Here is a 23,057-nt window from a genome sequence, read left to right as displayed (position 1 = left end):
ATATATATGACGATAATTTTCTTAAATCGTTACAGTTAATATTTAGTTTAACACTATTTTAAGATTGATTATTTAATTCTTAATTTTTGACCTACAAAAATAGTAGCTTTCTTTAAATCATTTAGTTTTTTCAATTTATTTACTGATAACTTATAAGTTAACGCTACTCTATATAATGTTTCTCCTGATAATACTGTGTGATATTTAAAAATGGCTCTTTTTTCTTCTTTTTGTGTATTATTTTCATACATACCTTCTCCATGATCATGATCATGGTTTAGAGCATTTATATCTCCATTCAAAAAAGCATTTTTTTCTAGCTCATTATGTGCATAACCAATTATAATTTCTTTTCCTATTTCTATTGTTTCAATATTAGAAATACTATTCAATTGATTTAACTTTACTAAATCTAAACTATATTTTTTTGCAATTATACTTAACGTTTCCCCTTCTTTAACTATATGTACTATTGTAGGATCAAAATCTGTTTCATCTAAAGGGTTTAATGCTGGTTTTTTAGGATATCTTTTCGAAACATCACCAGTAACTAAGTTTTTATAAACCATTTTACCTTTTATCAAAACTCTTCCCCATCCATCTGGTAACTTTTTATTTTGTGCGCAACAATTAACCCCTATTATTAATAATAGTATTATACATAATTTTATTTTCATTCCCCTTTTTTTATAATCCCCTTAAAGTAGTTTTTCAAATATATAATTTTTAAATTTTGATTTATAGTCCTTTATAAGTATTTTTAGATTCAACTAACTTAAATTTTAACTTATGACAAATTCAAATAAACCAAACGTATGGTTTTGGGTTATTGCTATTATCGCTTTATTATGGAATGGTATGGGAGTTAATCAATACATCCAACAAGCATATAATACAGACGCCTTTAAAGCCATGTATCCTGATGAGAAAGTTATGGAAATGATACAAAATACTCCTTCTTGGGTAATGGGTGCTTTTGCTATAGCCGTTTTTAGTGGATTTATAGGTTGTATCTTTTTATTACTTCGTAAAAAAATTGCTAAGCCTATGTTTTTAATCTCATTAGTGGCTATTATTATACAAATGTTTTACAATGTTTTTATGAGTGGTTCTATGGACGTTTATGGACCAGGAGCTATAATAATGCCAATTATGGTTATTGGTTTTGCTTTATTTATACTTTGGTATACTAAAAAATCTGAAGCTAAGGGTTGGCTTTCTTAAAAAGATTGTAAAATATAAAAGCTATCTTTAAAAGATAGCTTTTTTTATTCCAATAAAACAAAAATAAACTCTGCTACACAAGCTGGTTTCTCTTGCCCTTTTATTTCTATTAAACAATCAAAAGTTAATTTCTTCCCATTATTAAAATCTTCAATTTCTTTTAAAGAGCTAATCAATCGTAATTGGCTATTCACAGGTACTGAGTTAGGAAATCGAACTTTATTCAATCCATAGTTTAAGCCCATTTTTACGCTTTTAACCTCTATCAAATCCGAAATTAATTCAGATAACATAGAAACAGACATAAATCCATGAGCTATTGTAGTTCCTGTTGGAGAATATTTAGCTGCCTTTTCTTCATCTACATGAATCCATTGTTTATCTAAAGTAGCGTTGGCAAAATCATTTATCATTTGCTGAGTTACAGTAAACCATTCCCCTTTTGGTAAAGAGTTTCCTACTAAACTTTCTAACTCTTCTAAGTTTGAAAAAACAAGTTTACTCATATGATTAATTTTTAAGTTATAAAGACTATTTTAAGATTACTCTTTAAAATTATACTATCTTTTGAATAAAACTTTCTAATTCATCACCAGATGAAATTTCTAATTTTTTTCTAATACGGTAACGTGTCGATTTTACTGAATCTATCGAAGTATTTTTTATTGTCATAATTTCTTTAATAGACAGGTTAAGCCTTAATAAGGCACACATTTCTCTCTCTGATTTAGTAAGTGTAGGGTATAATTCTCTTAACTTATGGTCAAAACCAACATTTACTTCTTCAATTTTAGTTTGTAATTCTGAAAATTTCCCTTCAGTTGAGATTTGCATTTGTAACTCAGAAATTAGTGAATTAGTCACTTGTTTTGTTTTATTAGAAGCAATTGGGATAACTTCATTCTTCAATCGTTCTAATAACTCCTCTTTAAACTTTAATCTCATTGTATTGTCAGCAACTAACCGTTTTGTTTCCTCTTCTTTAGCAAGCATTTTTTCATTTAACAACGCTTTTTGTACTTTCACTTTTTCAAATTTAGTTTGTATAATTTGCTCTTTGTTTTTATAATTATTCCGTAATAGAATTCCAATAAACATTGCACCTATTATTGTTATAATAAATAAAACAAGGTATAATATTTTTTTAGAAGCCTCATTTTCAGTTAACAAATTAATTTCTTTTTGCTGTTGCACAAACGTTAAACTATCAGCTAACTTTTCTTGCTTAAAAGCAAAACTTAACTCTAAAACTTGTATTTTTTTTATATTTTCAATATTAAATATTGAATCTGAATATCGGTTAAAAATTCTATAATCAAAATAAGCTTTTTTGTAGTCACCAAGTAAATTATATAAAAAACTCTTTCTTAAGTATCTTTTAGCTATAAGATCCTTAAATTTATTTTCTTTTGCTATTATCAGTGATGAATCAACATATAATAATGATTTATTATAATCTTTTTTCTTTTTATAAATAGTAGATATATTATAGTAAGCAGCACATAATGAATGTTGTTTTTGATTTTGTTTTGAATAGATTAAATTTTGAGTTGCCAATTCAAGAGCTTTATCATATTCCTTTAAATCTCTATATACCAAAACCATATTAGCATTTACTCGTTGAATATCCTCTGTACTTCTAATTGAAGAAAATAAATCTTTCGCTTTTGTATAACAAATCAAAGCTGAATCTATTCTTTTAGTTTGACGGTATGAAACTCCCATCATATTATATCCGGCAGCAATACCATGAATATCTCCTAATTTTTCTTTTATTCTTATTGATTTTTTATAAAATTCAAAAGCTTTATTGTGAGACCTTTGATGCCTATATAGCATTGCCATATTATGATATACATCAGATAAATGTAAAATATCGTTCTCTTTTAAGTAAATTTCTTTAGCTTTTAAATAATAATCTAATGCTTTTGTAAAGTTAGCAGTCCTTCTATTAACCACCCCTTTTATAACATAAGCTTTTGCTAATTGTTGCAGATTTATGTTTGATTTATTTTTGTTTATAAGTTTTAAAGCTTCATCAACTTTCATAGCAGATGCATTAAAATCACGATCGTATAAAAACTCCGCAAACTCTAATAATGCATTTATTCTAATCGTATTTGTTTTTGCTGTTACTACTCCTTTTTCCAGTTTAATAAAAGTAGTATCTTTTTCTTGTGAAAAATTTGACAATGAGATTAAAAAAGGTATAAAAAATATAAGTAGCCTCATAATAATAAGTTATTTACCAAATAAATCATCTTTAATTTTTGGTAACTCTAATTCGTATTTAACCACAATAGTTCTTATCAAAATAATTGCTGATGCTGCTATTATAAATCGAGCATCCTCGTTAAGATTGAATTTTAATAATACTAAATAAATTACCCCGCCTGCTAAACATGCTGAAGCATAAATTTCTTTCTTGAAGATTAAAGGAACTTTTCTAGTAAGTACATCCCTAATAACACCTCCAAAAACGGCCGACACCATTCCCATTACTAATGCTATAAACGGGTGTAAATTATATGCTAACCCTTTTTGTAAACCTAATAAAGTAAATACACTTATACCAATAGTATCAAATAAAAACATTGTTTTTCGAAGCGGTGCTATTTTACTTTTAAACAAAAAGGTAATCCCGACTGCGGCTAAAATTGTCCATATATAATTAATGTCACCAATCCAGTTTATTGGATGTGCATTAATTAAAACATCTCGTATCATTCCACCCCCTACTGCTGTTACAAAAGCAATAATAATAACTCCAAATACATCAAAGTCTTTTTTTATTGCAACTAAAGCTCCACTAATAGCAAAAGCAAAAGTACCTGCGATATCTATGGCATAAATGATATTCATTTATATATTTATTTCAGAAAATTGTATTTTCAATGTTCTTTCAGCCTCTTTAATATTATTTCTTTCATTATTAAGAATAAGCACTAATGAAACTCCTTTTTTACCTGCTCTGGCAGTTCTTCCACTTCTATGTGTATAATATTCTAATTTTTCTGGCAATTGATGATGAACTACAAAACCTAAATTTTGTACATCTATTCCCCTTGCTGCTACATCTGTAGATACTAATATTTGTAAGTTTTCTTTTTTAAAGGCACGCATTACTTTATCGCGTTCTTTCTGTTGCATATCTCCTTCTAAAGCTTCTACTGAAAAACCTTCCTCTTTCAACTCTCTAGTTAATTTTTGAGCTCCTGCTTTAGTTCTTGAAAAAATAATACCTCTTTCTGCATTTCTTTTTTCTAAAAATTTAACAATAATATTTACTTTTTCAGGAATCGTTGTTTGCACAAATTGATGCGTAATATTTGCATTTACCAACGAATTCTTATTTACTTCAACTTGTTTAGCAGAAGCATTCATATATTTTTTTACAATACTTCTTATTTCTTCTGGCATTGTAGCAGAAAACAACCATGTTTTTCTGGTTCCTGAAGTGTATTTTAAAATGCGATTTAATTCTAATTTGAATCCCATACTCAGCATTTCATCAGCTTCATCTAAAACTAAAGTTTCGATATCTTTTAAATCAACATCTCCACGTTCTATTAAATCAATCAAACGGCCAGGAGTTGCTACTATTATATGCGTAGTTCTTTTTAAGTTATTTATTTGGCGTTCTATTTTTTCACCACCATAAACAGCTTCTACAAAAATTTTATCGTCTACGTATTTCGTAAACTTAAATAGTTGTTTTTTTATTTGCTGTACTAATTCTCTCGTGGGTGACAATATTAACGCTTGAGTTGTGTCTTTTGAAGCATTAATTTTACGTAAAATTGGCAAACCATAAGCAGCAGTTTTCCCTGTTCCTGTTTGAGCTAACCCAATAAAATCAGCATTATTTTCAAGCAAATATGGTATCGCTTCTTTTTGTACTTCAGTAGGAGTTGTTATTCCTAACTCCTTCAATCCTTTTACATATTCTTTTCGTACTCCTAGTGCTGTGAATGTTGTCATTTTCTTTATTTATAAATGCAAAGATATTGCTTATTTTTTACCTAAAAGTAAGTCTGTTACTTCTTTAGTTATTCTTTTCGGTTTTAACGTTTTTACATCTAACAAACAAAATGTAGTTTGTGATTTTACCAAAAGTATTTCTCCTTTATATATTTCAAAATGACGTACTGATTTTATTCCTTCGGTTTTACCAACCCATGTTTTAATAATTATTTCGTCTCCTAATATTGCTTGATTTTTATAATCAACTTCATGTCTAATTACAAACCATACATAATCGGGTGTTGGAATATCTTTTATAAGCAAAGCCCAATGTGCATTTGATGCATCTTGCATCCATTGTACGTAAACTACATTATTTACATGATTATACTCATCTATTTCACTAGAAGTTACAATGAGTTTTTTTTTATAAAGATTCATTTAACAAACTTACAAGAATGATGTTAATTATTACTTAAATCTTTACTCGATTTCATTTCAGTAAGAGAATATTCATGATATTCGAATGCTAGAAATTAATTTATGAATAAAATAACCAGCAAATTTGGTACAGAAAAGATTAGTAAACTTCTTTTAAAGCAAGCAATACCTGCTTCTATTGGAATTTTAGTAATGTCTTTAAATATGATTGTCGATACCATTTTTGTTGGTAGGTGGATTAGCGTTATGGCTATAGCTGCTATTACTGTTGTGTTACCTATAGCTTTTTTTATCTCTTCAATTGGTATGGGAATTGGTATTGGAGGAAGCTCTATAATATCAAGGGCACTTGGTAAAAAAGACTCCTCTAAAGCCTTTGAGGTTTTCGGTAATCAAATAAGTTTGACTGTCGTTTTATCTTTTTTGTTTGTCTTATTAGGAACCTTTTTCTGTTTTCCTATATTACAATTATTTGGAGCTAATGGTAATATAGTTGCTCCAGCTACCGAGTATTTTCACGTTATTATTTGGGGAGTTCCTTTTTTAGCATTTGCTATGATGGGAAATCCAGTAATTAGAGCCGTAGGAAAGCCTAACTATGCTATGTTTACTTTAATATTTCCTGCTATTTCAAATATTATTTTAGATATTCTTTTTATAAAAGTTCTTAATCTAGGAATGTATGGAGCTGGACTTGCTACCTCTATTTCTTATGGGGTAAGTGGAATATTTGTTTTATGGTTTTTCATATCAAAAAACACCGAATTAAAAATTATTCCTAAGTATTTTATTATTAATGTTTCAATATTAAAAGAGATTATCGCTTTAGGCGGTATTACTATTATACGCCAAGGAACAATTAGTATTCTTATAATAATTTTAAACTACACACTATTTAAATACGGAGGTGAAATTGCAATAGCTGTTTACGGTATTATTAATAGAGTAATGATGTTTGCTTTATTCCCTGTTTTAGGTGTTACCCAAGGTTTTTTGCCTATTGCTGGTTATAATTATGGAGCTAATGACTCAAAAAGAGTTAAAGAGTCTATTAAGACTTCCATAGTATTTGGTACAGTAATAGCAACAGTAATTTTTATTTTAATAATGTTATTTCCTTCGCAATTAGTACGGCTATTTACTGATGATAAAGAATTATTAAACAGTACTCCAAATGCATTAATTATTGCTTTTTTAGCAACTCCGGTAATTACAACTCAATTAATTGGGTCAGCTTATTTTCAAGCAGCTGGTAAGGCTTTACCTGCATTACTATTAACCTTATTAAAACAAGGTATTTTCTTAATTCCTTTAGTTTACATACTACCAAAGTTCTATGGAGTAAATGGTGTATGGATGTCTTTTCCTATAGCTGACATTTTATCAACATTAGTTACTTACTTTTTTCTTCAAAGAGAAATACGATTAAATTTACAAAGTAAAAATTAACACTTCTTTTTAATTTAGTATTAAAAAAACACATACCTTTGAAACGTTCATTTCAAATAGATGCCAAAAACTGAAACATTTAATAAAGAAACTGTTATAAAACAGGCAACTGAAGTTTTTCATAACAAAAGCTACAGTTTAACTTCTATGCAAGATTTAGTAGATGCTACGGGATTAAACCGTTCTAGTATTTACAATTCTTTTGGTAGTAAGTTAGATCTTTATATGGAATGTTTAAAAAGTTATAGATCTAATTTTAAGTGTAAAGTTGAAGAACTAACAACCACAGCTAAAACACCAATAAAAGCTATAGAATCAATTTTTTTATTGAATATTAAAACTAATGTAACAAATAATTTAGGTTGCCTTATTAATAATTGCACTTCTGAAATGGCCAATCAAGAAGCTGCAATTAAAAATTTTTTAAATAATAATCATGAAAACATGATTCAATTATTTAAAGATCTCATAGAGAAAGGGCAATTTGAAGGTTCTATTAATACAAATAAATCTTCTAATCAATATGCTTTGTATTTACTCAATTCTTTGCAAGGACTAAGTATTTCTGGTATTATAATGAACGATTATAAACATTTAGAAAGTATTGTAAAAACAACTCTTTCTATATTAAATTAATTTTTTTTAACCTAATTTGAAACGATCATTTCAAATAAAAAACAACTAAAAATGAACAAATTACAAAACAAAGTAGCAGTAATAACAGGAGCAAATAGTGGAATTGGTTTAGCAACAGCTAAATTATTCTTAAAAAACGGAGCTAAGGTAGTATTAGCTGGTAGAAGAGAAAATGCCCTAAAGGAAGCTGCTAAAGATTTAACTGGCGATTTTATAACGGTAGTAGCTGATGTCTCAAAAGATGAAGATAATGTGCTTTTAATAAAGAAAACTGTTGAAAAATACGGAAGCATAGATATATTATTTCTAAATGCAGGTGTTGCCCCAGTTACACCAACTACAGATATTACTGCCGAACATTATAATGAAGTTTTTGATATTAATGTTAAGGGGCCAATACTAGCTACAAAAGAAGCTCTACCATATATTAATGATAAAGGATCTATCTTATTTACCAACTCAATTGTACATCAGAAAGGCTTTGATGGCTTGGCTGTTTACTCTGCAAGTAAAGGTGCGTTAAGGGCTTATGCAAGAGTACTTACTTCAGAAGTAAAATCTAGAGGGATACGAGTAAACTCTATTGCTCCTGGACCAATAGAAACTCCAATTTATGGAAAAATGGGATTACCTCAAGATGTTGTTGAGGAAATGGGTAAAGGTTTTGCTACTCAAGTGCCATTAGGCAGATTTGGAACTTCTGATGAAATTGCAAACACCGCCTTGTTTTTAGCCTCAGAAGATGCCTCATTTATTAACGGAGTTGAATTAGAAGTTGATGGAGGTTTAAGTCAAATATAATTTTAAATTAAAAAGCTGAGATTAATTCTCAGCTTTTTTTTATAACATAGATTCACCATTTAAATTGGTAGTGAGTATATCGCTCATTAAATTAAAATACGGACGTAATGCTTTAAATGAATTGTCAATTTCTTTTATAAAATCGTTTGACAATACTTCTTCATCAGTAAACTTACGAATAGCTATAAAACCTTTCTTTTTAATTAGGTCTATAGCTTTATGCTCTTTATCAAATCCTTTAGGTGCTGTTTTTAATTCATCACCTTCTAAATTTCCATTAAAATATTTAACAAATTTCTCTTCAGATAAAATTTCACGTATTTCACTATCATCTAACTCAAATTCTTTCCTTATACGAAATAGATCTTCCTTTTCTGGTTGCCAAAATCCACCTCCTAAAACTGTATCACCTGGTTTAATTTGTAAAAAATATCCTCCTCTTAGTTCTTTTCCATTTCTAGAAAAAGAAACTGCAAAACGAGAGTTATAAGGTGTTTTATCTTTTGAAAAACGTACATCTCTATAAATTCGATATACTTTTTGCTTACCAATATCATCATGCTTTTCTAAGTTTTCATGAATTTTTGAAAACAAATCTTTTGCATTACTTAAAGAAGCGTCGTATAACTTTTTATTCTCTGTAAACCAATCTCGGTTATTATTAGCTTCTAAATTTTTTAAAAATTGAAACGTCTTTTTTTCGAACTCCATTACTATTTTAATATTTTCTTTAAATGTACAAAAAACATCGTTTTTCTAATCTATTTAATCATTAAGTTCTACCAATTTACGTTTTGCCACTTATTGCCACTTCCTAAATACTTCGTTTTATAAGGGTTCTTCTAATTTCGTTATTTTTAAACAACCAACTAACACCTTTTAAGTTAAATCCCTTTTTTATGCACAAAAAATTACAACTTCAATTAATTCTGTTACTCTTTATTACTTCAATTAGTTTTGCTCAAAACACAAACCAATGGTCTGGAGACTATACAAGTCAAGGTGAAGCATACAACACTTTTTATGGAGATTCTATTGCTGTTAATGCACCAGGGTCAGGTAGTAAATACAATACTTTTATGGGGTATGGAGCTGGAAGTCAAATATTAAAATCATCACTATATAATACCTATATAGGGTACAAATCAGGTTTTAATAGTACCACTGGTGATTATAATACTTTTTTAGGATATAAATCTGGTTACAGCAATACTAGTGCTATCGGGAATATTTTTTTAGGCTATGAAGCGGGTTATAGTAATACAACTGGAATAGATAATATTTTTATAGGTTTTAGAGCTGGGTATGCTAATACAAATAGTTATGACAATACATTTATTGGGGATGCTGCTGGATTTTCTAATTTTGAAGGGGATGATAATACCTTTATAGGTGAAATAGCTGGAGCTCAAAATTATTCAGGAGATGATAATACCTATATAGGCCATAAAGCTGGGGCTGGAGGAATCTATGATGTTTCTTCAACTAGAGCACCTAATACAGATACTGAACACTCAGGATCAGATAATACATTTGTAGGTTCAGAAGCTGGTTATCATATATCTAGTGGTGAACGGAATACAGCGATTGGTAATCAAGCTGGTTGGGATTTAAATAATCGCTCAGGTGTTACTACAATTCTTAGAAAAGAAGCTAGTTATAATACCTTTGTAGGAGATTCTTCTGGTGTTGATGTTGGTAGTGGTTCTTATAACACTTTTTTGGGTCAGGCAGCTGGTGCAGCTACTGAATATGGTAGTTACAATACTTTTGTTGGTGCGAGAGCTGGTTGGGATAATAACAGAACAAATGCTACAGGAGGAGCTAATCACAATACCTATTTAGGTTTTGAAGCTGGATTTACCAATAGAGTTGGGCACGACAATATAGGAATTGGCTCTAAAGCAGATTTTCTTGTTACTGGTGGTAATTCAACAAATGTTAATAGAGCTATATTTATTGGTACCAATGCTAAAATTAGACGAGATGATGTAATTTTAATTGGTCATGAAGCTAAATCAGAACACTATAGAAATATGACTATTGGTAACTACGGTTATAATAATGGGCAGGAAACTATAAGTATTGGTCATAAAAATTATGCGCCAAATGGATCACATTATTCCGTTTTAATAGGTGCTAATGATACCATTACCAAGGCTAACTCCGTCGGTTTAGGATATAAAGTAAGTGTTAAAGGAGATTTTTCTACCGCTATTGGTAACAATGTTCATATTAATGATGGTTTAAGTTATGCCTCCGCCATTGGTGCTGGTGCAAACGCAACATTGAGTAATACCATGATTTTAGGAGGTATTACAGCTGCCGATAGAGTTACTGTGGGAATTGGAATCAATGCTCCTAATATAAAAGCGAGTATTGATTTAGGAGATACGGATAAGGGGATTTTAATAAATAGAGTTACAAATGCCCAAAGGACAAGTTTAACCAGAAACTTAGATGCTACTGATATTGGTATGTTATTATACGATACTGAAGATAAATCGCTCTTAGCATGGAATGGAACAGCTTGGGAATCTGCTATTAATACAGACAACCAAGACTTAACGATTAATACAACTTCTAATGTATTAAGCTTAACTAACGACGCTACAACTATTGATTTATCTGCATATAAAGATAATACGGATAGTCAAAATTTAAGTTTATCTGGAGATGATATTGCTATTTCAGGAGGAAATTCGTTAGACTTATCTGATTTTAAAGACAATACAGATAACCAAGACTTAACTTTGAATACATTATCAAACACGTTAAGTCTAACAAACGATGCTACATCTATTGATTTATCTCCTTATAAGGACAATACGGATAGTCAAAATTTAAGTCTATCTGGAAATAATGTGGTGATTTCTGGCGGAAACTCTTTAGATCTTTCTAGTTTTAAAGATAATACGGATAATCAAAGTCTTACCTTAACTGGAACTTCGCTTAGTATCGCAAATGGAAACTCTGTAGATTTAGCTACTTTAAAAGATGGGACTGGAACGGATAACCAAGACTTAACGCTGAATACAACTTCTAATATTTTAAGTTTAACAAACGATGCTACATCTATTGATTTATCGGCTTATAAAGATAATACGGATAGTCAAAATTTAAGTCTATCTGGAAATAACGTGGTGATTTCTGGCGGAAACTCTTTAGATCTTTCTAGTTTTAAAGATAATACTGATAATCAAAGCCTTACCTTAACTGGAACTTCGCTTAGTATCGCAAATGGAAACTCTGTAGATTTAGCTACTTTAAAAGATGGAACTGGAACGGATAATCAGGATTTAACACTGAACGCAACTTCTAATATTTTAAGTTTAACAAACGACGCTACAACAATTGATTTATCTGCTTATAAAGACAATACGGATAGTCAAAATTTAAGCCTTTCTGGAAATAATGTGGTAATTTCTGGTGGAAACTCTTTAGACTTATCTGAATTTAAAGATAATACAGATAATCAAAACCTTGCTCTTTCTGGAACCACATTAAACATAGCTAACGGAAATTCTGTTGATTTATCCGATTTACAAGATGGAACAGGGACGGATAATCAAGATTTAACGCTAAACGCAACTTCTAATGTCTTAAGTCTAACAAACGATGCTACAACTATTGATTTATCTGCTTATAAAGATAATACGGACAATCAAAATCTAAGTCTTTCTGGAAATAACGTTGTGATTTCTGGAGGAAATTCATTGGATTTATCAGATTTTAAAGACAATACAGATAGTCAAAATCTTATGCTGTCTGGAACTTCATTGAGTATCACAAATGGAAACTCTGTAGATTTAACTGCTTTAAAAGATGGTACAGGAACTGATAATCAAGATTTAACGCTGAATACAACATCTAATGTATTGAGTTTAACAAACGACACTACAACTATTGATTTATCTGCTTATAAAGACAATACGGATAGCCAAAACTTAAGTTTATCGGGAGATGATATTGTTATTTCGGGAGGAAATTCGTTAGACTTATCTAGTTTTAAAGACAATACAGATAGTCAAAATCTTACGCTGTCAGGAACTTCATTGAGTATCGCAAATGGAAACTCGGTTGATTTAACTTCTTTAAAAGACGGTACTGGAACGGATAATCAGGATTTAACCCTGAATACAACTTCTAATGTTTTGAGTTTAACAAACGACGCTACAACTATTGATTTGTCTGCTTATAAAGACAATACGGATAGCCAAAACTTAAGTTTATCGGGAGATGATATTGTTATTTCGGGAGGAAATTCGTTAGACTTATCTGATTTTAAAGATAATACAGATAACCAAAATCTTACTTTAACTGGAACTTCATTAAGTATAGCAAATGGGAACTCTGTAGATTTAGCTACTTTAAAAGATGGGACTGGAACGGATAACCAAGACTTAACGCTGAATACAACCTCAAATATTTTAAGTTTAACAAACGACGCTACAACAATTGATTTATCGACTTATAAAGATAATACGGATAATCAAAACCTTACCTTAACAGGAACTTCGCTTAGTATCGCAAATGGGAACTCTGTAGATTTAGCTACTTTAAAAGATGGGACTGGAACGGATAACCAAGACTTAACGCTGAATACAACCTCAAATATTTTAAGTTTAACAAACGACGCTACAACAATTGATTTATCGACTTATAAAGATAATACGGATAATCAAAACTTAAGCTTATCAGGAAATAGTGTGGTGATTTCTGGAGGAAACTCTTTAGATCTTTCTAGTTTTAAAGATAATACAGATAATCAAAGTCTTACCTTAACAGGAACTTCACTTAGTATCGCAAATGGGAACTCTGTAGATTTAGCAGCTTTAAAAGATGGAACAGGAACAGATAATCAAAACTTAGTTTTATCAGGTAGTACTCTTAGTATTTCTAACGGAAATACAGTTGACTTAGCTGATTTAAAAGACGGTGTTGGAGCTGACAATCAAGATTTAACTTTAGATACTACAACCAATACTTTAAGCTTAACAAACGATGCTACATCTATTGATTTATCTGCTTATAAAGACAATACAGATAATCAAAATTTAAGCTTATCTGGAAATAACGTGGTAATCTCTGGAGGTAATTCTTTAGACTTGTCAGACTTCAAAGATAATACAGATAGCCAAAACCTTACCTTAACAGGAACTTCACTTAGTATCGCAAATGGGAACTCTGTAGATTTAGCGGCTTTAAAAGATGGAACAGGAACGGATAATCAAAACTTAGTTTTATCAGGTAGTACTCTTAGTATTTCTAACGGAAATACTGTTGATGTTTCTTCTTTAGTTAATTCAGATTCCCAAAATTTAACAAGTGCCTTTTTAACAGATACAACTTTACAAATCGAAATTCAAAATGGAAATTCTGTTTCAGTAGACCTATCTCCTATTTTAGCTTCTCATGAATCAAAAATAAACGATTTAATAAAAAGGATAGAAAAAATAGAAAGCTGTGCTTGTGACGGAAGTATACCCGATAATAAAACCCCAGAAGCAGTTCTTTTTCAAAATGTTCCTAATCCGTCATCATCAGAAACTGAAATATCATTTTACATACCAGAAAACGTAACTACTGCATACCTAAAACTACATAACAATATTGGTCAATTCATCCAAAAAATAATTATTTCTGATAGAGGCGAAAATAGCATTGTCTATGATAATGAATTTTTATCTTCAGGTGTTTATCTGTATACATTGTATACAGATGGAATAAAAATTGATTCTAAAAGAATGATCGTTAAATAATTAAAAAGCTCCATTGGATAGATTTCAATGGAGCTTTTTAATTTAATTATTTATATAAACAGATTACACATTAAATCTAAAGTTCATAATATCTCCATCCTGAACAATGTATTCTTTACCTTCTACTCCTAACTTCCCAGCCTCTTTTACTTTTTGCTCACCACCTAAAGATTTATAATCCTCATACTTAATAACTTCTGCTCGGATAAATCCTTTTTCAAAATCAGTATGAATTACACCTGCAGCCTGTGGTGCAGTATCACCAATATTTATAGTCCATGCTCTAACTTCTTTTACTCCTACTGTGAAATATGTTTGTAGGTTTAATAATTTATAAGCTGCTTTTATTAAAACAGAAGCACCAGCTTCTTCTAATCCTATATCAGCTAAGAACATTTGACGTTCTTCATAATCATCTAATTCTGTAATATCTGCCTCAGTTCCTACTGCTAAAACAATAACTTCAGCATTTTCATTCGCTACAGCTTCTTTTACCTTATCTACATAAGCATTACCAGAAACCGCTGAATTTTCATCTACATTACAAACATACAATACTGGTTTAGCTGTAATAAACTGTAATGACTTTACAAGTTCTACTTCTTTTTCTGAAAACTCAATAGCTCTTACAGAAACACCACTTAATAACGTTTCTTCTATTCTTAATAAAATCTCTAATTCTACTTGAGCTTCTTTATTTCCAGTTTTAGCTGTTCTTTTTACACGCTCTAAACGTTTTTGAACAGTTTCTAAATCTTTCAATTGTAACTCTATATCAATCGTTTCTTTATCTCTAACTGGATCAACAGAAGCATCAACATGAATAATGTTTTCATTATCAAAACAACGCAATACATGAATAATTGCATCCGTTTCTCTAATATTAGCTAAAAATTGATTTCCTAAACCTTCTCCTTTACTTGCCCCTTTTACCAATCCAGCTATATCTACAATCTCAACAGTTGCTGGCATCACTCTTTCTGGACTTACCATTCCTTCTAATATTTCAATTCTAGCATCAGGTACATTTACTACACCTATGTTTGGCTCAATAGTACAAAAAGGAAAATTAGCACTTTGTGCTTTTGCATTTGATAAACAGTTAAACAGTGTTGATTTTCCTACGTTTGGTAATCCTACAATTCCAGCTTTCATTCTATATCTTTTATTGAAAATTTTGCGATTGCAAATATACATATTTGGTTTTTATTTCCATCTATTTATCAATCTTGAATTCCACCTATTTTACATTTAAATAGGCACTTACTAAGAGTTTTTTTTATTTTTTACTTACTTTTAACAAAAAACTAACATTTCTTAATGAAGAATTTATCGGATGAAATCTTATGGAAATCTTTAAAAGAAGGAGATTTAAAAGCTTTTGAAGCACTCTTCAAAAGTTACTATAGCGCTCTATATTCATATGGTTTAAAGATATCTAAAGATACCGTTTTAACCGAAGATTCTTTACAAGATTTCTTTATTTACATATATGAACATCGACAAAACTTAAGTGATTTAAACACCATAGCTCCTTATTTATTTGCATCTTATAGAAGACTTATAATCAAAAAACTACAAAAAAATCAAAAAAGAAAATTTGTTAGAGACATTGATGAAAAAATGGTAGACATCCAATTTACTGCAGAGGAAATTTTAATACATCAAGAATCTGAATCTTTCAAAAACAAAAACTTAGAAGTATTACTTAATAAGTTACCTAAAAGACAAAGAGAGGTTATTTTTTTAAAATTTCATTGTAATCTTAAAACTACTGAAATTGCAGATACCATGGAGATCAATTATCAAAGTGTTGTAAACACACTTCATAAAGCTTTAAAAACCTTAAGACAAGACATTAAAATTTCACAATTATTTAATTCGTAAATTCGCCCTCTGAAAAAAGAGTATATAATTTATTTTTAGTGCTTATTATATAATACAAGGAAACTTGTTAAATAAGATATGACAAAAAAAACATTCAATATTGTAACAGATTTTATAGAAGACGCTTCTTTTATAAACTGGGTTAAAAAAGAAAAGCTTTCTGATGAATCTTTTTGGGAATATTGGTTAGAAAACAATCCCGATAAAAAAGAAATAGTTGAGGAAGCTAAAGATATTGTTTTAGGAATTCAATTTAACAAAACTGTTGTTTCAGAAGGTAAAATTGATTTTGAATGGAATAAATTCAAAACAACAATCGAACAAAAACAAGCAAAACCAGTTCAACAAAAAGTTAAATCTAAAATTAATTATAAATGGGTAGGTATTGCTGCTAGTCTTCTTTTACTTGTTTCTATTGCCTTATTTAAGTTTTCTACTACAGATACAATAACACATAAAACTGGATATGGTGAAATTTTAGATCTAAAACTAAAAGATGGTAGCTTAGTAAAATTAAATGCAAACTCGTCTCTTTCTTATAAAAAAGATAATAGCAGAAAAATTTGGCTTACAGGTGAAGCTTATTTTCAAGTAGATAAAAAACAAAATACTAATGCTAAATTTTGGGTAATTACTAATGATTTAGAAGTTGAAGTATATGGAACTATTTTTAATGTAAACTCAAAACAAGAAAAAACGCAAGTATACTTAGAAGAAGGAAGTATATGGCTAGCTTTAAAGAATGGTGACTCAAAGAAAATGTTACCTGGAAATTTTATCTCTTACTCTTCTAAACAGAATAAAATTTTAGCAGAAAAGAAAAATGCCATAGCCGAAGAGCAAACTTCATGGAAAAATGGTACACTAACCTTTAATAATCTATCATTAGAAGACGCATTAAAAAAAGTTACGGAAACTTATGGCTATAAGGTTGTCTTTAAAGATGATGAAAGTAAACACAGTTTAATTACAGGAACAGTACCAACAACTAATATTGATATTTGTTTACAAGCTATAAAAAAATCTGTAAATGTTGAAATAACTAAAGAAAACAGTAAATTAGTCGTTACAAGAAAATAATATGTAACCTATTTAATGTCGTTCAAAAAACATTTTTCTTTTTTATTACTATTTATAAGCATAAATGCTACACAAGTTTTTTCGCAAAAAAAGACATTATTAATTACTCAATTATTAGATACTTTAAGTAAAAAACATAAGGTCTATTTTACATACAAATCTAACTTACTAAAAGATAAGACTGTTGATATAAAACCTTTTAGTAAACTATCTTTAAATAAATCTATAGATTTATTTAAAAAAACAACTTCATTAAATTTAGACTATTTAGGTAATAACTATTATGTTATTTATGCTGAAAAAGCGACAAACTCGTTTAATCCTTCTATTTTAAAAGACTCACTTGCGTTAAAAAAAATAACTTCTGATTCTATTCAAGACCAGAATAAAAAATTTATTATCAAAGGTATTGTATTGAATAAAAAATTAGAACCAATACAAGGAGCTAGTATTATTGAAAATACCACACAAAACGGAACAATTAGTTTTTTAGATGGAACATTTACACTTGCATTAACTACAAATAATTCTATAAAAATTAGTCATGTTGGTTATACTACACAAACAATTACATCAAAAAACAAATGGATAAGAATTATACTAAAAGATGATTTACTTTTAGAAGAGGTTCATATAGTAGGATCAAGAAATAAGAATAGAACAAAAAAAGATGCTCCAGTTGCAACCGATGTAATCAATATGAATAAAGCTATAGGTAATAGCGGATTAACAGAAGTTAATGAACTATTAGAGTATGCTGTACCTTCATTTAATGCAACAAAACAATCTGGAGCAGATGGAGCTGACCATATAGTTCCTGCTACATATAGAGGCTTAGGACCAGATCAAACCTTAGTATTAATTAATGGAAAAAGACGGCATCAAGCCTCCTTAATAAACTTATACGGTACAAGAGGAAGAGGGAATTCTGGTACAGATTTAAATGCAATTCCTAGTTCAGCGATTAAACGTATAGAAATTTTAAAAGATGGTGCTTCTGCTCAATACGGATCAGATGCTATTGCTGGAGTTATAAATGTAGTTTTAAAAGAAGCAACCAATATCTTATCTACCAATACAACCTTTGGTTTTCATAATTCCCATCCAAATATTCAAGATATAAAACCTATAAAAAGCATTGATGGATTTACCTATAAAGTAGATTTAAATTATGGTAAAAAAATAAATGAAAAAGGATTTATTAATTTTAGTACAGAATACTTATCAAAAGGGCATACGTTTAGAGCACCTACAGCTTTAAGAAAGAAATACGGCGAAGCTGCTTCAAAAAATGTAAATCTATTTTTTAATACAGAAATCCCTATACAAAAAAACACTTCTTTTTATGCTTTTGGAGGTTATAATTATAGAAATACCGAAGCCTATGCTTTTACAAGAAACCCAGACAGCGAAAGAAATGTTTTAACAATTTATCCAAAAGGATTTAACCCTTTAATTACATCAGATATATCAGACAATTCTTTATCAGTAGGAATAAGAACAAAATTTAGAAATTGGAATGTTGATTTTAATAATACCTACGGAAATAATAATTTTAAATATATTATAAAAAAAACATTAAATGCTACATTATTAAATAGTTCTCCTACAGAATTTGATGCAGGGGGACATCAGTTAATGCAAAATACAACAAGTATCGATTTTTCGAAACATTTTACCCAGTCTTTAAAAGGGATAAATGTTGCTTTTGGTTTTGAACATAGAATTGAAAATTATCAAATATTTTCAGGAGAAGAAAGTTCTTACAGCTCATATGATATTAATGGAAACCTTGTAAATGCGCAAACTCCAAATTCGGATTTAATAACTTATAACGGAATTGTAAGACCCGGTGGTTCTCAAGGATTCCCAGGATATTCTCCAGCAAACGAAGTTGATCGAAATCGAACCAATTTTAGCTTTTATACTGATACTGAATTTGATTTTACAAAAAAATGGATGCTAGCTACTGCTATTCGATATGAATATTATAATGATTTTGGAAGTACCTTAAATACTAAACTTGCAACCCGAGTAAAACTCTCTCCTAATACTAATTTACGAAGTTCATTTAGTACAGGATTTAGAGCTCCTTCCCTAGCTCAAATTTACTATAATTTAACATTTACAAATTATATAGGAAATGTACCAGTTGAATCTTTATTAATAGCTAATAATAATCCTATTGCACAAAAATTAGGTATTGATAAATTAAAAGAAGAAAAAGCTATGAATGCTAGCTTTGGCTTTAGTGCAAACGTTAAAAACATTAGTTTTTCTTTAGATTCTTATTATGTTTCCATTAAAGACAGGATTATTTTAAGTGGAAATTTCGATGCAACCAACTTAGGTTTTGGAAATGTTGATAAAATTCAGTTTTTTGCAAACGGAGTAGATACAAAAACTGTTGGACTAGATATAAAAATAAAATGGTCTCAAAGTTTCGGAGATTCAAAACTATCAATAAATTTAAATGGAAACATCAATAGAATGTCCATCAGTCAAATTAAAAATAGAAACTTAGATAAAGAAACCTTTTTTGGAATTAGAGAACAACACTTCCTTTTAGCATCAGCTCCAAAAAATAAATTTAGCTTGGCGATTAATTATCGTAAAAATAAATTTAGCACGAATTTAAACCTTACAAGATATAGTGGCTTACAGTTAATTGATTGGCAAATTCAACAGCCTCTTTCATTTTTTAATAATTCAGAAAGCGAAAGAATTATAGCAGCCACAGACACCTATAACCCAAAATATACTTTAGATATTCATTTTAAATATCAATTATTTAATTTTTTAAATTATCAATTAGGTATAAATAATTTATTCAATACTTATCCTACGATTCAAGGAAATCATGTGGATAGTGGTGGTTTATGGGATGCAACTCAAATGGGTACAAATGGTACTTTTTTCTATACTAAAATCCACTTTCAATTATAAAATAACCTTTTTAATAAAAAATAATTTAAAAAAAGGGTATAAAAAAACAAATACACCTTACTAATAATATAGCACTTGATTTATTTTGACTAGAAAGTCTCAATAAATTAATATGTTTTTTATTAATTAATTATTTATTTATGAAAAAATTCAAACTATTAATTTTTACAATATTATTTACTGGTTTTGCCTGGTCTCAGACAAAAATAACAGGGACAGTAAAAGACACAGACAATGCTCCCCTACCCGGAGCAAACATACTTGAAAAAGGAACTTCCAATGGAACTAGTTCTGATTTTAATGGGAATTTTAGCCTTACAGTTAAAGAGGATGCTATTTTGATAATTAGTTTTTCTGGTTTTGAAACCAAAGAAGTCCCTGTAAACGGAAAAACAATTTTTAATATTACATTAAGTGAAGGTTTAGAATTAGATGAAGTAGTTATAACAGGAAATAGAACAAAACCAAGAACAATTCTAGATTCTCCAGTACCAATAGACAATATTAATGTTAAAGAACTACAACAAAGTGGAAAACCAACTTTAGATAGAATGTTAACATTTAAAGTTCCATCATTTAATTCTCAAAATCAAGCTATTTCTGATGCAACAGCTCATTATGACCCAGCAGATTTACGTGGATTAGGACCAAGTAGAACCTTAGTTTTAGTAAATGGAAAGCGTAAAAATCAAAGTGCGCAAGTATATTTAAATCGTACACCAGGTAAAGGTGAAGTAGGTGTAGATTTAAAAAGTATACCTACGGCAGCTATTGAAAGAGTTGAAGTACTAAGAGATGGGGCTTCAGCAATTTACGGTTCTGATGCAATTGCAGGCGTAATGAACATTATCCTAAAAAAAAATGTAGAATATTCTACTTTTACAACAAAAGCAGGAATTACTTCAGAAAAAGATGGTTTCAATTTTTCTTCTGATTATAACACCGCTTTTGATTTTGGCGAAGGCGGTTTCATAAATCTTACCTTAGGGTATTACAAACAAGAAATAACAAATAGAGCTGGTATAGTATCAGATGTTGGATCTACCCCAAGAGATATTGCTTGGTTAGCGGCTAACCCTAGAGCTGGCATGACTGTAGGACAGCCAGAAATGGAAAAAAAGGATTTATTTATAAATGCTGAACATCCTTTAGGTGAAAAATCTACTTTATATACTTTTCATGGTTTTACAACAAGAGATGGTAAAAGTTTTGCATACTATAGAGCTCCTTATTGGAGAAATGATGTAGCAAATGCTAATTTTTTAACAGGTAACCCTAATGATTTTGTTGGATATCAACCAACTTTTGAAACTGAAATTAACGACTATATTAATGCAGTAGGAGTAAAATTTCCTATAACTGAAGGTTGGAATGCAGATGCTAGTATTACTTATGGAGCAAACGAAGTAGATGTTACTGTAAATAATTCAGTAAACAGACAATATTTAGCTGACCACGGAACTTCTCCTAGAAGTTTTTATACAGGAGGTTATAGATTTACCAATGTTGTAGGTAATTTTGATGTTAATGGTCAAATATCAGAACAAATTAGTTTAGCAGCTGGTATAGAATATAAAGAAGAAGGTTATAGGGCTTTTGAAGGAGACCCTTTATCATATTATTTATCTAGTGATCCTGTCGTTATCGCTTCAGGAATTCCTGGGAATTCAGATTCATTTGCTGGTATAAAACCAGAAGAAGCAGGAAAATGGTCTAGAAATAATTTTGCTGCTTACACACAAGTAGATTATGACATTACTGAAGATTTACTTTTAGGAATTGCAGGTAGATATGAAGATTTTTCTGATGCAGGTAGCAATTTCTCTTGGAAAGCTAATGGACGTTATAAATTAGGTAAGAAAGGAGCTATTAGAGCTTCATATAGTACCGGATTTAGAGCACCAACATTACACCAAACACATATTACATTAAGTCAATACATTATTGTAGCAGGGTCATCTGAACCTTTATTACAAGGAACTTTGGCCAATAATAGCCCTGCAGTACAAGCTTTAGGAATTCCTAAGCTAACACACGAGATTTCAAAAAATTTATCAGCAGGTTTAACGTATAAATTTGATCGAAATTTTTCTGCATCTGTAGACTTTTACCAAATTAAAGTTGACGACAGAGTTTTATTTTCTTCACAAATTGGCGCAGATGGAGATGCTTCAACTACAAACCCTGTAGAACAAATTTTACAAGATAATAACGTAACAGCAGTTCAAGTATTCATTAACGCTGGAGATACTAAGACAACAGGAGCCGATTTTGTTTTAAATTATAGAAATATAAATTTGACTGAAAACGGAAAATTACATGCAAGTTTAGCTGCAAACTTTAATGAAACAACTATTGATGCTGTTAATACCCCTACTATAATTCAACAAGCTGGTTATAACATTTTTGACAGACAAGAAAGAGGTTTGATTACGAATTCAAGACCAAAATCTAAAATTATTTTAGGATTAAATTATGTAACCGATAAGTGGGATGTTTCTTTTAACAATACTCGTTTTGGACAAGTTACAGTTACGGCTCCTGAATCTGGAGGAACAGATCAAGATTTAGCAGCAAAAATAGCAACAGACTTAGGTTTTGGCTATAAGTTGACAAATAAAGTCACATTAAACGCTAACATTAACAATATTTTTGATGTATATCCAGATGTTACTTTAGCATCTACAAATACAGCGCAAGCTGGTTCTAGATTTACATACTCATCAGAAGTACAACAATTAGGTCAATTAGGTACTAATTTTAGTATTGGCTTAAATGTTCAATTTTAGTTCTCATAATTATTTAAATTAAATTTATTTAAAATGCCTTGATAAAATTTATCAAGGCATTTTTATTTATTTTTTTAGA

General features: G+C 29.6%; 17 protein-coding genes. 9 read left to right on the top strand and 8 right to left on the bottom strand.

Going from position 1 to position 23,057, the window contains the following annotated elements; genetic code table 11:
* Positions 1-68: 68 nt before the first annotated feature.
* A complete protein-coding gene (locus Q0881_RS04040) occupies positions 69-677 on the bottom strand; it encodes a LysM peptidoglycan-binding domain-containing protein (protein WP_299157184.1) in 609 nt (202 codons plus the stop codon).
* Between the two features lie 112 nt (positions 678-789).
* Here Q0881_RS04040 and Q0881_RS04035 point away from each other — a divergent pair, with 112 nt between their 5' ends.
* Positions 790-1,224: a hypothetical protein gene (locus tag Q0881_RS04035; protein ID WP_299157183.1), complete on the top strand. Its 435-nt coding sequence runs from the start codon at positions 790-792 to the stop codon at positions 1,222-1,224.
* A 44-nt stretch (positions 1,225-1,268) separates the two neighbouring features.
* Here Q0881_RS04035 and Q0881_RS04030 read toward each other — a convergent pair whose 3' ends face one another.
* The 5 genes from Q0881_RS04030 to Q0881_RS04010 are packed head-to-tail and all read right to left on the bottom strand — an operon-like array spanning position 1,269 to position 5,628.
* Positions 1,269-1,730: a MaoC family dehydratase gene (locus Q0881_RS04030; protein WP_299157182.1), complete on the bottom strand. Its 462-nt coding sequence runs from the start codon at positions 1,728-1,730 to the stop codon at positions 1,269-1,271.
* Positions 1,731-1,779: 49 nt separating this feature from the next.
* Positions 1,780-3,456: a tetratricopeptide repeat protein gene (locus Q0881_RS04025; RefSeq protein ID WP_299157181.1), complete on the bottom strand. Its 1,677-nt coding sequence runs from the start codon at positions 3,454-3,456 to the stop codon at positions 1,780-1,782.
* A gap of 9 nt (positions 3,457-3,465) precedes the next feature.
* Positions 3,466-4,086: a trimeric intracellular cation channel family protein gene (locus Q0881_RS04020; protein WP_299157180.1), complete on the bottom strand. Its 621-nt coding sequence runs from the start codon at positions 4,084-4,086 to the stop codon at positions 3,466-3,468.
* Positions 4,087-5,205 carry a DEAD/DEAH box helicase gene (locus Q0881_RS04015; RefSeq protein WP_299157179.1) on the bottom strand — a complete coding sequence of 373 codons (1,119 nt, stop codon included), beginning with the start codon at positions 5,203-5,205 and terminating at the stop codon, positions 4,087-4,089.
* Positions 5,206-5,235: 30 nt separating this feature from the next.
* The gene (locus tag Q0881_RS04010; RefSeq protein ID WP_299157178.1) at positions 5,236-5,628 is read right to left on the bottom strand and encodes a thioesterase family protein; all 393 of its coding nucleotides are present in this window, start codon (positions 5,626-5,628) and stop codon (positions 5,236-5,238) included.
* A gap of 102 nt (positions 5,629-5,730) precedes the next feature.
* On the opposite strand from Q0881_RS04010, the gene Q0881_RS04005 reads away from it, so the two are divergent.
* Genes Q0881_RS04005 through Q0881_RS03995 form a run of 3 tightly spaced genes read left to right on the top strand, consistent with a single transcriptional unit; the run spans position 5,731 to position 8,514 of the window.
* Positions 5,731-7,077: an MATE family efflux transporter gene (locus tag Q0881_RS04005; RefSeq protein WP_299157177.1), complete on the top strand. Its 1,347-nt coding sequence runs from the start codon at positions 5,731-5,733 to the stop codon at positions 7,075-7,077.
* Between the two features lie 60 nt (positions 7,078-7,137).
* Entirely contained in the window at positions 7,138-7,713 is a 576-nt protein-coding gene (locus tag Q0881_RS04000) for a TetR/AcrR family transcriptional regulator (protein WP_299157176.1), read from the top strand.
* Between the two features lie 51 nt (positions 7,714-7,764).
* Positions 7,765-8,514, top strand: a complete 750-nt coding sequence (locus Q0881_RS03995; protein ID WP_299157175.1) for an SDR family oxidoreductase — start codon at positions 7,765-7,767, stop codon at positions 8,512-8,514.
* Positions 8,515-8,553: 39 nt separating this feature from the next.
* Here Q0881_RS03995 and Q0881_RS03990 read toward each other — a convergent pair whose 3' ends face one another.
* Complete coding sequence (locus tag Q0881_RS03990) at positions 8,554-9,225, bottom strand: DUF2461 domain-containing protein (RefSeq protein ID WP_299157174.1); 672 nt, start codon at positions 9,223-9,225, stop codon at positions 8,554-8,556.
* A gap of 188 nt (positions 9,226-9,413) precedes the next feature.
* On the opposite strand from Q0881_RS03990, the gene Q0881_RS03985 reads away from it, so the two are divergent.
* Positions 9,414-14,276, top strand: coding sequence for a T9SS type A sorting domain-containing protein (locus Q0881_RS03985; protein ID WP_299157173.1), 4,863 nt, complete (start codon positions 9,414-9,416; stop codon positions 14,274-14,276).
* 63 nt (positions 14,277-14,339) lie between these two features.
* Here Q0881_RS03985 and ychF read toward each other — a convergent pair whose 3' ends face one another.
* Positions 14,340-15,431: a redox-regulated ATPase YchF gene (gene ychF / locus Q0881_RS03980; RefSeq protein WP_299157172.1), complete on the bottom strand. Its 1,092-nt coding sequence runs from the start codon at positions 15,429-15,431 to the stop codon at positions 14,340-14,342.
* Positions 15,432-15,596: 165 nt separating this feature from the next.
* On the opposite strand from ychF, the gene Q0881_RS03975 reads away from it, so the two are divergent.
* From Q0881_RS03975 to Q0881_RS03960, 4 genes are all read left to right on the top strand, one after another.
* Entirely contained in the window at positions 15,597-16,163 is a 567-nt protein-coding gene (locus tag Q0881_RS03975) for a sigma-70 family RNA polymerase sigma factor (protein ID WP_299157171.1), read from the top strand.
* A 78-nt stretch (positions 16,164-16,241) separates the two neighbouring features.
* Positions 16,242-17,243 (top strand): FecR domain-containing protein, encoded by a 1,002-nt coding sequence (locus Q0881_RS03970; RefSeq protein WP_299157170.1) that lies wholly within the window; start codon positions 16,242-16,244, stop codon positions 17,241-17,243.
* Between the two features lie 15 nt (positions 17,244-17,258).
* Positions 17,259-20,189, top strand: a complete 2,931-nt coding sequence (locus tag Q0881_RS03965) for a TonB-dependent receptor (RefSeq protein ID WP_299157169.1) — start codon at positions 17,259-17,261, stop codon at positions 20,187-20,189.
* Between the two features lie 140 nt (positions 20,190-20,329).
* Entirely contained in the window at positions 20,330-22,978 is a 2,649-nt protein-coding gene (locus Q0881_RS03960) for a TonB-dependent receptor (protein WP_299157168.1), read from the top strand.
* Positions 22,979-23,057: the final 79 nt, after the last annotated feature.

Origin of the sequence: uncultured Tenacibaculum sp. (assembly GCF_947494125.1) — a bacterium.
GTDB lineage: Bacteria > Bacteroidota > Bacteroidia > Flavobacteriales > Flavobacteriaceae > Polaribacter.
The sequence above is the reverse complement of the archived record's forward strand: the minus strand, read 5'-3'. Positions and strand labels throughout refer to the sequence as shown.